Raw genomic sequence first — 15,990 nt, 5'->3', positions numbered from 1 at the left:
CCATAGACATACTGAATGAAAAGCGCGATTAAAAAGTCGGATTTTGTGCTAGCTCCTTATATGAAGAGCAACAACTTGAAAGCTAGTTGCCAAATACTCAATACAGTGATTCCTTATACATTTTTATGGTTTTTAGCCTTTAAAGCTGCTGCCATTTCTGTATTCCTGCTGCCGCCGATAATGGTGTTGATGACACTTTTTTCAGGACGTTGTTTCTCTTTGATGCACGATTGCGGACACTATTCTCTTTTTAGTTCCAAAAAAGTCAATCGCATGATGGGTTTTCTGCTAGGTATTATCAATGCTATTCCTCAGTACCCGTGGTCGAGGGGACACGCTTATCACCACAAACATAATGGTAATTGGGATATGTACCGAGGCCCTTCGGCATTGATATCCACCGAAAAATTTGCGGCGCTTAGCCCCTTTAGTCAAAAGATGTATCAGTTACTCAGACACCCATTGATGCTGTTTCCCGGTGGTTTTTTCTATCTAATTATTAAGCCAAGGCTCGCGCTGATATTGGGAATTATGGGTTTTATCCGACATATTTTTGCTTGTCTAAATCAAGATTTGGGCATGGGTTTATCTGCAATCATTGCTTCTTATAAATCCAAACATTGGTATACGACGGCTGAATTTTGGGATTTACTGTTCAACAATATTTGTGTTGTTGGTAGCTGGATTTATCTAAGCAACTTACTGGGGTTTGGCTTTTTCTGGAGTGTTTACTCAATTGTCATGACCTGTTCAGCAGCGATATTTATCTGTATTTTCTTTGTTCAGCATAATTTTGACGGTTCTTACGCTCATAAAGCTGAGGGTTGGGACTATCTTCTCGGCGCAATTGAAGGCAGTAGTTACCTAAAATTACCAAATCTTCTAAATTGGTTTTCTGCTGATATTGCTTACCACAATATTCATCATCTTTCTGAGCGAATACCTAACTATAATCTTCAGGCCTGTCACAATGCTAATATTCACCTGTTGGCCAACTCAAAATCACTGACACTTCGCGATATTCCTGACTGCTTCAAATTCATTCTTTGGGATGCTGCTTCAGATAGTCTGCAATCAATTAAATTATTGCAACAACAACAAGAAATCCCCTTCAGTAAGGTAGTTAATTAAAATATGTTGGAATAAATTTTGTTGCTTTTTTAGCACCAAAATCCTATGATTACGAATGCAGTTAGTGGGATAAATTTCAACCCTAACTTTCCCAGTTAAGTAGCTGGTTACAAATAAACATTAAATGGGGAAGGCGGGTTTAGCCGGGAGCTATACTAGCAGCCAGTTTATTCGGAGAAAACCCGCCCTCCTCGCGACCAGTTTATTTGCACCTACCTATTTATCTATGATCTAAGTCTAGATAACTCAAAGTATCTGTCACTTTTCAATGCAGCAATTCCTCTAATTTTTGCTGGTTCCACAAATACTGATAAAGCCCTGTTTCCCCTACCAATTCAACGTGAGTGCCACTCTGAACTATTTCTCCTCTCTCCATCACAAAAATGCGATCGGCACTAGCCGCAGCCGACATTTGATGGGAGATAAAAATTACCGTTTTGCGATCGGTTCCCGTTGCCAAGTTTCGCAAAATGTCGGTAGCAGTTTGATTGTCAACGCTGGAAAGAGCGTCATCCAAAATTAACACCGGGGCGTCAACTAACAAAGCGCGAGCAAGTGCCGTCCGCTGCCGCTGTCCGCCGGATAAAGTAATGCCGCGTTCGCCGACAACTGTTTTGTACTGCTGCGGAAAGTTGAGGATTTCGGCGTGAATTTGCGCTTGTTTTGCGGCGGCTTCAATCTGCGGCTGTTCCGCTAAAGGGTTTCCGTAGCGGATGTTATTCTTGATGGTAGTGCCGAACAGAAAACTTTCTTGCGGAACGTAGGCGATCGCGCCGCGCAATTGGGTCAATTTTACCTCAGTAATATCCTGTCCGTCTAAAAATAACTGACCCGGATCGATGTCCAGCAGTCTGGGCAGCGCATTAGCTAAAGTTGATTTTCCCGAGCCGATCGCCCCGACAATTGCGACAGTTTCGCCCGGTTTTATGGTAAAATCAACATCTTTAAGCGCCGGTGTCTTAGCACCGGGATAAGTATAATTTAGATGGCGGGCCACAACTTCGCCTTTGACTGGAGTTGGCAGTTCAACTGCACTGACAGCATCCTTAATTTGCGGTTCCACAGTCAGAATTGATTCAATGCGATCGACACTCACTTCTCCCCGCTGGTAAGCAGTAATCGTGAAACCCAACAGCGCCGTCGGAAACACCAAACGCTCGACATAAATCAGCAACGCCACAAAATCGCCAATGCTAATTTGACCATTAGCAATTGCCCCGCCACCAGCAGAAAGCAGCACCAACAAACTGATACTTGCCAAACCGCCCAGCAGCGGAAAAATAAAGTTTCTAGTTTTTGCTAATTCCAAATTTGCTGATAGCAACTGTGCGTTGGAATTGCGAAAAGCTCGGCGTTCGTTCTCTTCTTGAGCGTAAATTTTAATTACGGAAATCCCGCTCATATCCTCCTGAATCAAATCGCTCATCGCCGACAATTCCTCTTGCACGGCTAACTGTTGGATGCGAAGTTTGTCGCTAAATAACTGCACCAAAACTAACATTAAAGGATACACGGCGATCGCCAACAGCGTCAGCCGTACATTAATCCCCAGCATCACCGGCAAAGTCAAAGCATAAGCAAAGGCCGTATTCGCCAAACTGAGTACCGCAAACCCCACCAAGCGCCGAATATTGTCCAAATCGGAAGTAGCGCGGTTAATTAAATCTCCTACCGTATTTGCTGCAAAATAAGACGGTTCTAATGTTAATAAATGATTAAATATTTGCTGTTTGAGATCAAATTCGACTTGACGCCCGACGCCAAACAGCAAAATCCGCGACGCCATCCGAATTACCCACATAATTGAGGCGAGAATCAGAATTAGTGCCACGAAGTTGAAAACTTCGTCAAATTTAAGCGCAGATTGGAGAGTGTCAACTGCATTCCGAATCAGCAGGGGAATGTAAACGCCCACAGCATTGACAACTAATAGCGAAAAAACGCCCCAGAATGTTGGCTTCCAGTGCGGGCGCATATAAGAGCCGAGTTTTTGCAGTCGAGAATAACGAGCCATTTGTTAGTGCGTAATTTAAGATTGATTGAGGAAAGGAAGAAGAAAGATGGAAGATGGAAGATGGAAGATGGAAGATGGAAGATGGAAGATGGAAGGCGCAATCTTCAGCTCATGTTTCAGCAATTAAGAACGTCCTAATAGTCTTGGCGGTTGCTATAGAAGATAGAAGTTTGAAAAAAAGATAAGCTCTATCGAAAGGTAGATGACCGAAAACACAAGTTAAGAAATTTTTAATAAAAATTCTGCTTTGGGATAACGTGCCATCAAAATTAGGTTTTGGTATTAACTAAAACCTGATTATATCGATATGTAACAAACCCCATTATATCTGTGGGAACACGAGATCTGTGGGGACACGGCAATGCCCTGTCCTTAGCCACCCGGAACGAGCTCGCCCAAATCTCCAATCCGTCCCCCCAATCCCCCACACCGTCGAGGCGCGCTACAATCAAAAATCGATCGACTTAGCACTCAGACTCAGAGAGTGCTAAATTTGCTAATGTAAGCGATTGGAGACAAACATGACCAAAATAGTTGCATTTAGCGACAAATCTCGGCGGGCACTAGAACGCGGCGTCAATCAACTCGCCGATGCTGTCCGCATCACCTTGGGCCCGAAAGGCCGGAACGTCCTATTGGAAAAGAAATACGGCAGTCCCCAAATTGTTAACGACGGTATCACCGTTGCTAGGGAGATCGAACTCGAAGACCCCCTGGAAAATGCCGGCGCTCGCTTAATTCAAGAAGTCGCCTCCAAAACTAAAGATATCGCAGGCGACGGCACAACAACCGCAACGGTTATAGCTCAATCCCTCATTCGCGAAGGTTTGAAAAATGTCGCAGCAGGCGCAAACCCAGTCGCGCTGCGCCGGGGTATTGAAAAAACGATCGCCCACTTGGTACAGGAAATCGAGAAATTGGCGAAACCCGTCGAAGGAAGCGCCATTGCTCAAGTCGCCACTGTCTCCGCCGGTAACGACGAAGAAGTCGGCGCCATGATTGCCCAAGCAATGGAAAAAGTCACGAAAGACGGCGTAATTACTGTTGAAGAGTCGAAATCTCTGACAACGGAATTGGAAGTTGTCGAAGGGATGCAGTACGATCGCGGATATCTTTCTCCGTATTTCGTCACTAACACCGACCGCATGGAAGTTGAGTACGAAAACGCTCGCCTCCTGATTACCGACAAAAAAATTAGCTCGATTCAAGAACTAATTCCAGTTCTCGAAAAAATCGCCCGCACAGGTCAACCGCTGCTAATTATCGCCGAAGATATTGAAGGCGAAGCTTTGGCAACTCTGGTAGTCAACAAAGCCCGCGGCGTATTGAACATCGCAGCAACGAAATCTCCTGGTTTTGGGGAGCGGCGCAAAGCTATGCTTCAAGATATCGCCGTTCTCACCGGCGGTCAACTGATTTCTGAAGAAGTCGGACTCAGCATCGATACCGCAACCCTAGAAATGCTCGGTACCGCCCGCAAAATTACGATCGACAAAGAAAACACGATCATTGTTGCTGGCGAAGAACACAAAGCTGACGTGCTAAAACGGATCGAGCAAATCCGCAAGCAGCTAGAAGCGACGGATTCCGACTACGACAAGGAAAAGCTAACCGAACGCATCGCCAAACTCGCCGGCGGCATCGCTGTAATTAAAGTCGGCGCAGCTACCGAAACCGAGCTCAAAGACCGTAAACTGCGTATTGAAGACGCTCTGAACGCTACTAAAGCTGCTGTGGAAGAAGGTATCGTTGCCGGAGGTGGCACGACCCTAATTCACCTGATTACAAAAATAGATGCGATCGCAAATACTTTAGACGCCGAAGAACAAGTAGGCGCTGACTTGGTGAAGAAAGCTTTGGAAGCACCTTTGCGTCAAATCGCTGATAATGCCGGCGTTGAAGGTTCCATCGTCATCGAACGAGTGCGGGCGAGCGAGTTCAACATTGGCTACAACGCTCTCACCGATGTGTACGAAGATATGATTGCCGCCGGGATTATTGACCCGGCTAAGGTCGTGCGATCGGCTTTGCAAAATGCCGGTTCCATCGCTGGTATGGTGCTGACCACTGAAGCTGTAATTGTCGAAAAACCCGAGAAGAAAAAAGCCGGCGGCGACATGGGCGACATGGGCGGCATGGGCGGCATGGGCGGCATGGGCGGCATGGGTGGCATGGGCGGCATGGGCGGCATGGGCGGCATGGGCATGATGTAGTCTTCAGCCATTTGTTTGTAGTCTGTAGAGTGCGCCATAAGCACCATGGGTGTAAACAAGCGCGTCTTATGTACTACCCGTCTACTGTTTGACGATTAAGGCAGCTTATCCCCCCGGCATCCCCTGATAGTCCGGGGGGTTGTTTCATTCTCTTGTAGGGGCAGCCAAGAGTGGCTGCCCCAATCCCACCCAATGCCTAACAAATCGTGGATGGGTCGGGTCGGCATTCTTGGCACGACAAGAGTCAAAAGGCTGGTTTTCCTGAGAATGAAACAGCCCTGCCCTGATAGTCCGGGGGGACTTGAAGCTATCCAAGTCTCCTTCTTAAGGGAGATGCAATGGGGCTCGGCATTAAGCTATAAGCGATAGTTCTCAGGGATTTTAAGCTGAAGTTGCCACCTATGCAGTGCGCGCCCTCTCGGTCAACTAAAATCCTTCCCAGAAACCGCGTCTCCCCCTCTCCCCCGATCCTTCAAGACGACGGAGTTACATTGTTGCTGTGCAAGTCTTGAGGAGATTGAAACAGAGTTTCTAGATAAACTCTCGCAGCTTGGCGATAACTGCGCGAAGCTTCAGGCGTACCGCTATCGGCATTCTGCAACAAAAACAGCGACAGCGCCGCGCAAAATACTCGGTCTAGATCCCATTCGGGATGGGTTTCCAGGTAAGTTTTGAGAGAATCGTGCAGCGTTTCGGGAATTTCAGCAAAAATACTGACTGTTGGGTTCATCATTTTTTTTAGTCTCGCTAATAAATTGAAAACAGAACCCCCCTTTCGGCCGGATACAGGTGCAGGCACAGCCGAAATCAGAGCGCTTTTTTTTAGGTCGGTCGCATCATTGTGCGCTATGAGGGGGTGGGTTTGTCAATGTTGCGAAATATTACAAAGTCCTTTACATAAAAAAAAGGTTTACCAAATAACAAGCTTTTCAGGGCATTTTTTGTTACATATCTTTATGTGTTGGGGGGTTTATGAGGAATTAGGCAGCAAGTTAAGGAAATCCCCAATTCCGCAGCAAGATGCTACCGTGCCGTTAATTTCTGTGGAAAACTTTGTCGGATCTGTGGAAAACCTCAGACTTGCCTGTGGAAACGCTGTGGAATGTTTAGGGAAAAGTCAGGGAAAAAATAAGAATTGCAAAGGGCATGGGGCATGGGGCATGGGGCATGGGGCATGAGGCATGGGGCATTGTTGACTGTTGACTGTTGATTAATGTTATTGGTTATTTGTTATTAGCCACTGCAAAGGATTAACAACTGACACCTGACAACAGTCAACAGTCAACTGACTAAGTGCCACTCTGCTGCTTTTTGGCGGATGGTTGCCAATTCTGCAGGCGGCATTTTGTCGAGATTGGCTAAGATAAAGCTCATGCGACCGATCGACTGAAGTTTGTCCCGATGGCGCGCTAGGAAATCCCAGTAGAAGAAGTTGAAGGGACAGGCATTTTCGCCCGATCGCACTGTGCGATCGAATTTGCACCCCCGACAATAATCGCTCATTTTATTGATGTAATTGGCAGAAGCAGCATAGGGCTTCGAGGCCAACACACCGCCGTCAGCAAACAAACCCATGCCCAGCACATTAGTCTGCATTACCCAGTCATAGGCATCCACAAACGCACTGTGGAACCATTTTTCTAGCTCCTGGGGCGAGATTCCTGCAATTAGACCAAAATTGCTCAAAATCATCAACCGCTGGATATGGTGCGCGTAACCGCTGCCTTCGACTTGAGTTAAAACTTGGCGCAAACAGTTCATATCTGTTTTACTAGCGTCCCAAAAAAACTCCGGCAGCGGCTGAGTGTGGTTGAACCAATTCTTCTCAAAATAATCAGCATCCACGTAAAAATACATACCGCGAATGTATTCTCGCCAGCCCAGAATTTGGCGTATAAAACCTTCGACGCCGTTTAAATTTAAGTTTTTTTCTAGGTAGGCTGTTTCCGCCGCTTGAATAACTTCTAAAGGATGCAGCAAGCCAATATTGAGATATGGAGAAAGTAAAGAATGCCACATTGTTTCCTCCCCCGCCACCATCGCGTCTTGATAAGGGCCAAAAGCGGGGAGACACTGTGCGATGAAATTATCTAATACTTGCATTGCTTGCTCTCGTGTAACCGCCCAACGAAAAGGTTCAATCTTGCCGTAAGTTGGGAAAGATAGAGATTTAACTTGTGCGATAACTTCTTGAGTTATGGCGTCCGGTTCAAACCAGAGAGGTTTCGGTGTATCCAGTTTTCCTTTTGGTGGCTGACGATTTTCTTTGTCAAAATTCCACTTCCCTCCTATGGGTTTATTGCTGCTATCCATTAAAACTTGAAAACGTTGGCGGCTGGCTCGATAGAAGTCTTCCATTAACAAACGTTTGCGGCTTGAAGCCCAATCTTTGAATTCTGTTTCTGTCCAGAGGAATTGATTGTTGGGAATCAGGGTTGTTTTGCAGGGGAGTCGCAAGTTGTGAACGATTTGTAAAAAAGGTCGATCGTTCGGAGCCATCACCCGCACTTCGGTGATATTGTGAACTTGTATCCAAGCTTTGAGAGGTGCTTCAAAGTCCTCCGATTTTTGGTAAGTAACTTGCCATCCACCGCCGCGCAATTCTTTAGCGAAGTGCCGCATTGCCGACCAAATTAATACTAATTTTTGTTGGTGGTAGCGCCGCTGTTGAACGTGCTGCCAACATTCAATTAAAATTATAGGTAGGGAGGATTTATCATCTATGCGGTTGAGAGCAGCTTGGTTCTCCCACAGTTGATCGCCTAATATCCAAATGCCAACAGTCATTTTACTTTTTTAGTGAAACTTATTTTTTACTTTTTATGAGACCTGGTGGTCTAGTCAAAAAACTTAATTTATTGACAAATTACAATTCATAAGTTTTCAGGTTAGCCTGAAAACTTACTAGAGCATAACATTGATTTCCAAAGATAGGGACACCGACCAGCAAATTTAAATCTTATGTCTGTGTATCCTTCAGATGTTAATAACTTGGTCAGCGTCTCTACTGAAAAAAATTTAATGTGACCGTTATCCCAAAGAACGGTAAAATGTTTATCTAGTTTGCCAAAAACCGCTAAAGCCAGATTTTTTAAATAGCCGTGATATGGTGTGGAAATAATTAATTTTCCTCCCGGATTGAGGCATCTCTTTGCAGTTTTTGCTAGTTCTTTAGGATAAAACAAGTGTTCGATTACTTCAATAGCTAAGACAACATCAAATGAGTTCAAAATATCGGTATCTGGAAGGTCGTAAATATCTGCTTCGATAAACTGACAATCGGGGAAACTTTGACGGGAGATGGCAATTCCGGGCGCAGAACTGTCAACGCCGACAACTTCGCAGCCGTGCTCTGCGATAACGTGACTGAGGCTGCCATTGCCGCAGCCGAGATCCAAAACTCGGAGTTTTGTCTTGCTGGTCTGCTGAAGTGTCGCCAGCATTTCTAAAAGGGGAGATATCAAATATGCGTGATGATATCTCGGACGGTTGTTTGTGTAATAATACGTATAATTGCTAAAGTTTTTTTTCATCGATTAAGCTATGGAGATTATTGCCGAGACCGCGAATTTACGGAGCGTGGGTGCACTGTTTGGGCCAAGGTTCCCCACATTAGGGTTGTCAGAGTTGATCGGCAGCTCGATCGTCTCATTCTTTTTGTTTGACAGGTGAATTATTGTCACTGAATCAATCGGATGGCAAAAGAAATCTTTGACAGGGTGCCAAATCTCACATCGCCCATCTCTCGAAGGCATTCGGAAAGAAAAAGTCCGATCGAGCTGAATTCTCTCTGTACACTAGCCGGAAACCGAACTTTTTGCCTGTTAATTGGGGGCGAGTGCATCTATGCGATTCTAGCTTCAAGCAACGGCGGTATGTCTACCCGACGCTTTTTGCAGCCTGAAAAATGGGCCCCTGGGCGATCGGGTGCCAGTCGCTCCGAGAATTGAGAAGGGAAGTGTGACCGGAATCACAGGCATTTGCGAAACAAATTGCTGAGCATCTTTGGGCTGACACACTTAGAATCGAGATTACTACAGTGGCTTCTATAATTGTGTTTAAATGTTGTTCTGAAGCTGTGTTGTCCCGTCAGCAGAGCCCCCTAGACAGATTCACGCTTTCGGTCTGGTTTATTTCACTTTAATGGTCGCTGTTGGGTGTTGCACCTTAATTTAGATATTTCCTATGGTTAAGTTAGGTCAATCCTCCTTTCGCCGTATTTTACTGTCGCGGATTTTGTTGCTCAGCGTACCTGTTCTACTGGTGGGGGAGTATGTTACCTATCGCAAGGCACGCTCGACGCTTCTGGAAACTGCTCGTCAAAACTTGACAGAAAGTGCAGTCAGAAAAGCAGAAACTATTGACCAGTGGGCGAAATCGCTGAAGTCGAATCTGATCGGCGCTTCGGAAAGCTCGATGTTGCAGTCGGTAGATCCGAAGGATTATCAAAAGTTTATCGCGCAATTAGGGCAGCGGTTGCCAGCGCAGGTTGATTGCTTGCAATTGACTAATGTAAAGACAAATCAAGTGATAGCAAGCACTTGCGGGCAGCAGCCGATTCAGTCGTTGCCGGCAAAATTTTGGCCACCCGTACAGCAGCAGCAAACGCTGCTGGACGACAAGAGCGTTTACATCCGTCTGTCCTTACCTCCGCAGCGACAGGCGACAGCAAACGATCAGAAGGTGGCTTTGGGGGCTGAGGATTTTCCCGAGGCGGGTAAAGAAGGCTCCCATAGCCAAGCGAGTTTGGTGTTGAGCGCTCCTGTTTACATTCGTCGGGGCAATACCCTGCAGTTGAGTTATGCTTTGAGTTTGAAGTCGGCCTTGCCTGTGCAAACCAGCGCTCCCAAGGGTTCTTTAGCTGGCTATACGGTGGCGATCGACCAAGATGGGACAATTTTGGCCCACCCTAATGTCAACCGCGTGGGCCGCAATATTGATCAAGAGGCAGACGCCGCTCGACTAAAAAGTATTGCCAAAAGGGCGATCGCAGGCGGAACAGCTTTTCTCCATCTATTTTCCTTTGAAAGAAATGGTGTAGAGTTACTAGCAGGATACGCCGCTATCCCGAGTCCTTCAACTACACAGGAGAACAGCAAGTGGATTATTTTAGCTGTCTCTCGTTTAGATTACGCTCTGTCAGGTTTGGAAGAGATTCAGCAAGTTTTATTTAATTTAATTGTAGGCTTGGTTGCTGCTAGTATCATCGCGACTTTATATCTGTCTCGCGACTTGGCGCGTCCTGTGGAAAAACTGAGAGACTACGCGATGAAAGTAGATACGGAAGCGTCGCAGACAGTGCCCCAAGATTTCCAAATTAGGGAATTTAATCAACTATCAGAAGCACTCAACAGCATGGTGCAGCGCCTTAGATCCTGGGCCAGAGAATTAGAAGTCGCAACCAAAGAAGCGCAAGTTGCCAATCAATTAAAAAATGAATTTTTGGGGAATATTTCTCACGAATTGAGAACGCCGCTCAACGGGATTATTGGTTTTATTCAAATTGTGCGGGACGGCTACTGCGATGACCGAGATGAAGAAATGGAATTTTTACAGCGGGCTCACGACTCGTCCATGCAATTGCTCAATATTATTAATGATATTTTGGACATTGCTAAAATAGAATCCGGCACCTTCTCCATGATGTTAGAAGTAGTTGACATTACCCAGGTACTTGAAGACGCGATTGATTTGCAATCGGCTCAAATTGAGGAAAAAGGCTTGAAGTTAAGTTTGCCAGAGCCTCATGATCCGATTATCGTTCATGCCGATCCAGAGAAGCTAAAACAGGTGTTTTTAAATGTTTTGAGCAATGCCGTTAAGTTTACAGAGTCCGGCAGCATTAAGATATCTGTGCGGCTAGAATCCAGGACTAATTCTGGTAGTTTTAACGGCAGTGGTGAAAGTATGACGGGTCCCAGCGGTCAAAGCGATTGGGTGGTGGTGACAATTAAAGATACGGGAATTGGTATCGATCCCGAGCACCAGCAGAAATTGTTTCAACCTTTTGTGATGGCTGATGGTTCTACAACTCGCAGGTTTGGCGGTAACGGTTTGGGCTTGGCTATCTCGCGAAGGATCATGGAATCTATGATCGGAAGCATTACCCTGCACAGCGCGGGCGTGAATCAAGGTACTACGGTGATGATTTCTTTGCCTGTCAATCAGCAGTCAAGTTTTTATTTTCACAGCCCCGACTTAGTAACGGAAAAGGGAAATTTCAAAAGTTGAGGAGTGATTTTCCCAATCTAAAATCTAAAATCTAAAATCTAAAATCTAAAAGGGTATTAGGGGCTGTCCGCCGAGTTCTAGGGATTTGCTCAAAGTGCTGAGAATGCGGATTAATTCGACGGAAGCCGCGCCCGAAGAGGTAAGACAGGGGGTATTTGTTTGCACGCAGTTGAGGAAGCGATCGCACACTCGCCTCAGCGGTTCTACTTGTTCTAAACTCAACACTTCGCGATGTCTGATGCTTGTTGGCTGCGGCGCGATCCTCTTCGAGGGCTTCGCTAACGCACTTTCAAAAGAGTTATTCTCTTCGCCTCCCCAATCTGGATTGCCACGCTGCACAATCAGGGGAGTTTCTGGCGACATTTCATCAAAAATCAAGGTTCCCAAACTCCCAACAACTGTTAAGCGCCGTTGTTTGTCAGGATTTAGCCAGCACAGGTGAATAAATGCTTGAAATCCGTCGGGATAAGTAAGCGTTACCCAAACTAAATCTGCTAGTTTTTCTGCCGGATTAGTAGTCAGCAGTGAAGGTAAAAATTGATTTTCAATTTCTGCTGCTTCTTGATTTATTCCTTCTTCCTTCTTCCTTCTTCCTTCTTCCTTCGGAAATACAGTACCCATCGCCCTTACTTCAATTGGCGTTTGTTCCAACCAAGTATTGAAAATAGCGATATCGTGAATGGCCAAGTCCCAAAGGGCATCAACGTCATGGCGAACCGGTTCAAAATGGGTGCGTTGGGCGTAACCGTAGCGCAATTTTCCGAGTTGATGCTGTTGAATAATTCTTTGGCCTCGATCAACTGCTGGATGAAAGAGATAAGTGTGGTCAACGAAGAGTTGCCGCTGCTGTTTTTCGGCTAATTGACAGAGTTCTATTGCTTCAGTCAGGTTGAGGGCGAGGGGTTTTTCTGCTAAGACGTGGTAGCCTTGTTTCAGCGCTGCTGCTGCGAGGGTGTAGTGTGTGGAAGCTGGAGTGGCGATCGCCACAGCTTGCAGTCCCGGCAAGGCTTGCACTTGAGACCAATCGGTAGCTAGAATCACCGAGGCATCAAGATTAAACTGTTTTTGAACCGCCGCCAATGAATCTTGATTCGGGTCTACCACCGCTAAAACTTCGCTGTTGGGATGTTCCAGAAAGTTGCGAATTAAGTTAACTCCCCAGCGACCTGCACCCAATACAGCTATTCCGATTTTCATTGATTATAATTTCAAAAATCGCACAGGAATTATAGCATATTTTGTTATTATCTATGTTTTAACTCAAAAAAATCACTGTTGACTGTTGGCAGTAGTTATTGGTTATTGGTTATTGGTTATTGGTTATTGGTTATTGGTTATTGGTAGCAGCTAACAAATAACCTATAACTGATAACACCAGTCAACAGTCAACAGTCAACAGTCAACAGTCAACAGTCAACTGACTACTCACTACCAACTAATTTATTGAAAGCTACCTGAGCCGCTGCTTGTTCGGCCGCTTTGATCGATCGACCTTTTCCCTCTGCTACCAACTTTCCCTGAATGAGAACTTCTGCGGTAAAACGATCCTCTCCGCCCTGCACTGTCCCGGTTTCTTGCACACTATATTTGGGCAAAGTTTTGTATTTGCCTTGAGTCAACTCTTGGAGAGCAGCTTTGTAGTTTTGGCGAGCAGGATCACTGCGGATTTCTGTTGCTAAGCGTTGAAAGTGAGAATCTAGCCAAGGGCGAATTAATTCTAAGCTGTGGGTACTCAAATAAAGCGCAGCCAGTACCGCTTCCAAAGCATCTGCCAGCCGGGGTTCAGCGCCTGTTTTGTCCGAGGCGGCACTGCTGGAAACAATTAAATAGCGATCGAACCCGTAACTTTCAGCGATTTTAGCAAGAATGCGATCGCTCACCAAGATCGATCGAATAGCAGCAAATTCCCCCACTGTACAGTCAGGATAAATCTCAAACAACAATTCCGACGCCGCCAGCCGCACAACTGCATCCCCGACAAACTCTAGTTGCTCGTAATTTGCCTTAGCTGACGCGCTCGCATGAGTCAAAGCTAAATCGAGGAGATGCCATTTGATCGAAGCATCCTCCGTCAGTCCCAATTTTTGAATTAATGTTTTAAGTTGCTTTTGGCGACCCGGATAAATCATACCATTTGAGATTTGAGATTTGAGATTTGAGAATGACGGATGACGGATGACTATCCGGGTTTCGAGCTTGTCAAAAGTTGCATTATTTTTTTAAACTTGTATCAGATTCATATTAATATTTTTTTATTTAAAAAACTAAATATTTCTCCGGGTGCTTATGGTGCACCTTACCCAAAATCTTCCTCCGGGTGTGCAGTGCACACCTTTCCCAACATAAAACAGGTCGAAAGGATTTGTTGACCTTATTCCCAACCGGTAATTTTAATTAAATGGGGGGGAAAAAGTCGGACATAAGCCGGGTTCTGTTCTCTCCACTGCAAGCAGTTTTCGAGGGCAGTTATCTATCTGGGACGCCTGTTACCAGACGCCTCAAGCGGTACCAAAAAACGGAACTGGTAAAAAACCAACCATAGTTCCTCCGACCTTGCTCCCAACTGGGGTTTACCGAGCCAGCACCTCTCGATGCTGCTGGTGCGCTCTTACCGCACCTTTGCACCCTTACCCCTAACACTTTGCGATTGTCGATGCTTGATTTTTGATTCAATCTCAAATCTCACATCTCAAATCTCAAATCGGTGGGCGGTATCTTTCTGTGGCACTATCCTCACGATCGCTCGCACTGGGCGTTACCCAGCAAGTTTGGTTTTTCGGGAGCCCGGACTTTCCTCAGACAAGCTTTCGCTCATCCGCAACCGCCTGCGCCTACTTTTTCCCCAGATTTATTGTACGCGATCGTTCGTCAATCAATCTAAGATTTGAGATTGAAGATTTTAACTTGCCGCCCACTTAATTTGGACATTTGTGTTTATTCAAACTCTTGTACGGTGGAACCGAAAGCCCGCCCAACACTTAAATTTCTATGCAACTCCCCTTAAATTTACTCACGGACGAATCAGGGAGCTGAAGAGTTGGGAATTATCATGTAAGGATTTATGGCACGGATTTAACTAGGGACACGAAACCTTTTTACCTCACATAATTTTTAATTATTCAATCTTCACTCCCCAATCTCAAATCTTCAATTCGGTTACTTTAATGAGTCCTCTTTCACAGTAGAAAAATTATCAAACCAGCCGCGTTTCCAGAAGAAGTAAACTAAACCAGAAGCGATACCTAGCATAATTGCCCAACACAGGGGATAGCCAAAATACCAGTTCAGTTCCGGCATATTCCAGGGCGATTTCTCTGTATTGAAATTCATCCCGTATACTCCCGCCACAAAAGTTAGAGGAATAAAAATACTCGAAATCACAGTCAGCAACTTCATGATTTCATTCATTTTATTACCAACCGAAGACAAGTAAACATCCATCAAACCCGACGACAACTCTCGATATGTTTCCACCATATCCATCACCTGCACTGTGTGATCGTAACAGTCGCGCAGGTAAATTCGCACCTCTGGACTAATTAAATCACTGCTATCTCGAATTAAAACATTAATTGCATCCCGCTGCGGCCAAATGGCGCGGCGCAGAGTCAGCAATTCTCGCCGGATTTTATAGATTTTTTCCAGGGTTTTGCGGGTAGGGTTCAGCACCACTTCATCTTCTAATTCTTCAATGCGCTCTCCATAAACTTCTAATACAGGGAAGAATCCATCTATAATCGAATCTAACAGAGTATAAGCCAGATAATCAGCTCCGTGTTTGCGAATTATTCCTTGTCCTTTACGAATGCGATCGCGCACGGGACCAAAACAATCATAGTCCGGTTCTTCCTGAACAGTTAGCAGGTAATGCTTGCCCAAAATAAAACTTACTTGTTCTTTATGAAAAGTATCTGATTCTGGATGAAGCATCACCATCCAAGCAATGATTAAAATGTGTTCTTCATAATCTACAACTTTCGGTCGCTGGGGAACATTAACTACATCTTCCTGAGCCATTACGTGCAAATTAAATACTTCGGCCATTTCCCGCCAAGTTTCTTTGTTTCCCAATCCCAACATATCCACCCAAGAAACAGATGCTGTATCTAAATACGCAGCACCTTCTCGAGGATTTGCCAAGTGGGCGCGAGTAGCTGCTGTTTCGCAATAGTCAATTAATACAATCTCGGGAGGCGGCGCATCGGGTTCTAAGTCGAGAGTTCCCGGCGGAGCCCCCTGATCGTCATAAAAATAGTCAACGTATGAATCATCATCATCTTCTTCTTTAATTGGTTTGGCAACGGCATTAGAAGTATGTATGCTTTTGTATACCATGCTAATATTCCTGACTTTTACAACCTTTAATTAGATTATCATTTTTATTGTGCAACTACCAATTAC

General features: G+C 45.3%; 11 protein-coding genes and 1 other RNA gene. 4 read left to right on the top strand and 8 right to left on the bottom strand.

Annotated elements, in window-relative coordinates; translation table 11 throughout:
* Positions 1-15: 15 nt before the first annotated feature.
* Positions 16-1,131, top strand: a complete 1,116-nt coding sequence (locus QUA57_RS11340; RefSeq protein ID WP_333059462.1) for a fatty acid desaturase — start codon at positions 16-18, stop codon at positions 1,129-1,131.
* A gap of 265 nt (positions 1,132-1,396) precedes the next feature.
* On the opposite strand, the gene QUA57_RS11335 is transcribed toward QUA57_RS11340, so the two are convergent.
* Entirely contained in the window at positions 1,397-3,145 is a 1,749-nt protein-coding gene (locus QUA57_RS11335; protein ID WP_333059461.1) for an ABC transporter ATP-binding protein, read from the bottom strand.
* A 521-nt stretch (positions 3,146-3,666) separates the two neighbouring features.
* Here QUA57_RS11335 and groL point away from each other — a divergent pair.
* Entirely contained in the window at positions 3,667-5,358 is a 1,692-nt protein-coding gene (gene groL, locus QUA57_RS11330; protein ID WP_333059459.1) for a chaperonin GroEL, read from the top strand.
* A gap of 472 nt (positions 5,359-5,830) precedes the next feature.
* On the opposite strand, the gene QUA57_RS11325 is transcribed toward groL, so the two are convergent.
* Positions 5,831-6,088: a DUF2811 domain-containing protein gene (locus QUA57_RS11325; RefSeq protein WP_050813024.1), complete on the bottom strand. Its 258-nt coding sequence runs from the start codon at positions 6,086-6,088 to the stop codon at positions 5,831-5,833.
* Between the two features lie 211 nt (positions 6,089-6,299).
* On the opposite strand from QUA57_RS11325, the gene QUA57_RS11320 reads away from it, so the two are divergent.
* Complete coding sequence (locus tag QUA57_RS11320) at positions 6,300-6,536, top strand: hypothetical protein (RefSeq protein ID WP_333059458.1); 237 nt, start codon at positions 6,300-6,302, stop codon at positions 6,534-6,536.
* 103 nt (positions 6,537-6,639) lie between these two features.
* On the opposite strand, the gene QUA57_RS11315 is transcribed toward QUA57_RS11320, so the two are convergent.
* Positions 6,640-8,145: a cryptochrome/photolyase family protein gene (locus tag QUA57_RS11315; RefSeq protein ID WP_333059457.1), complete on the bottom strand. Its 1,506-nt coding sequence runs from the start codon at positions 8,143-8,145 to the stop codon at positions 6,640-6,642.
* Between the two features lie 101 nt (positions 8,146-8,246).
* The gene (locus QUA57_RS11310; protein ID WP_333059456.1) at positions 8,247-8,891 is read right to left on the bottom strand and encodes a class I SAM-dependent methyltransferase; all 645 of its coding nucleotides are present in this window, start codon (positions 8,889-8,891) and stop codon (positions 8,247-8,249) included.
* A 652-nt stretch (positions 8,892-9,543) separates the two neighbouring features.
* Here QUA57_RS11310 and QUA57_RS11305 point away from each other — a divergent pair.
* Positions 9,544-11,589, top strand: coding sequence for a sensor histidine kinase (locus QUA57_RS11305; protein WP_333059455.1), 2,046 nt, complete (start codon positions 9,544-9,546; stop codon positions 11,587-11,589).
* A gap of 45 nt (positions 11,590-11,634) precedes the next feature.
* Here the strand turns inward: QUA57_RS11305 and QUA57_RS11300 are convergent, their stop codons facing one another.
* The 4 genes from QUA57_RS11300 to corA form a co-directional block, all read right to left on the bottom strand.
* The gene (locus tag QUA57_RS11300) at positions 11,635-12,786 is read right to left on the bottom strand and encodes a Gfo/Idh/MocA family oxidoreductase (protein ID WP_333059454.1); all 1,152 of its coding nucleotides are present in this window, start codon (positions 12,784-12,786) and stop codon (positions 11,635-11,637) included.
* Positions 12,787-13,010: 224 nt separating this feature from the next.
* Complete coding sequence (gene rnc / locus QUA57_RS11295) at positions 13,011-13,718, bottom strand: ribonuclease III (RefSeq protein WP_333059452.1); 708 nt, start codon at positions 13,716-13,718, stop codon at positions 13,011-13,013.
* 276 nt (positions 13,719-13,994) lie between these two features.
* Positions 13,995-14,427: RNase P RNA component class A (gene rnpB / locus QUA57_RS11290), an RNA gene on the bottom strand.
* A 318-nt stretch (positions 14,428-14,745) separates the two neighbouring features.
* A complete protein-coding gene (gene corA / locus QUA57_RS11285; RefSeq protein WP_333059451.1) occupies positions 14,746-15,924 on the bottom strand; it encodes a magnesium/cobalt transporter CorA in 1,179 nt (392 codons plus the stop codon).
* Between the last annotated feature and the right edge of the window lie 66 nt (positions 15,925-15,990).

The organism is Microcoleus sp. Pol7_B2 (assembly GCF_036701035.1).
Lineage (GTDB): Bacteria > Cyanobacteriota > Cyanobacteriia > Cyanobacteriales > Microcoleaceae > Microcoleus.
The sequence above is the reverse complement of the archived record's forward strand: the minus strand, read 5'-3'. Positions and strand labels throughout refer to the sequence as shown.

Coding starts and splice junctions, on each gene's coding strand:
- QUA57_RS11340 (WP_333059462.1), top strand. CDS start 16: ATGAAAAGCGCGATTAAAAAGTCGGATTTTGTGCTAGCTCCTTATATG.
- QUA57_RS11335 (WP_333059461.1), bottom strand. CDS start 3,145: ATGGCTCGTTATTCTCGACTGCAAAAACTCGGCTCTTATATGCGCCCG.
- groL (WP_333059459.1), top strand. CDS start 3,667: ATGACCAAAATAGTTGCATTTAGCGACAAATCTCGGCGGGCACTAGAA.
- QUA57_RS11325 (WP_050813024.1), bottom strand. CDS start 6,088: ATGAACCCAACAGTCAGTATTTTTGCTGAAATTCCCGAAACGCTGCAC.
- QUA57_RS11315 (WP_333059457.1), bottom strand. CDS start 8,145: ATGACTGTTGGCATTTGGATATTAGGCGATCAACTGTGGGAGAACCAA.
- QUA57_RS11310 (WP_333059456.1), bottom strand. CDS start 8,891: ATGAAAAAAAACTTTAGCAATTATACGTATTATTACACAAACAACCGT.
- QUA57_RS11305 (WP_333059455.1), top strand. CDS start 9,544: ATGGTTAAGTTAGGTCAATCCTCCTTTCGCCGTATTTTACTGTCGCGG.
- QUA57_RS11300 (WP_333059454.1), bottom strand. CDS start 12,786: ATGAAAATCGGAATAGCTGTATTGGGTGCAGGTCGCTGGGGAGTTAAC.
- rnc (WP_333059452.1), bottom strand. CDS start 13,718: ATGATTTATCCGGGTCGCCAAAAGCAACTTAAAACATTAATTCAAAAA.
- corA (WP_333059451.1), bottom strand. CDS start 15,924: ATGGTATACAAAAGCATACATACTTCTAATGCCGTTGCCAAACCAATT.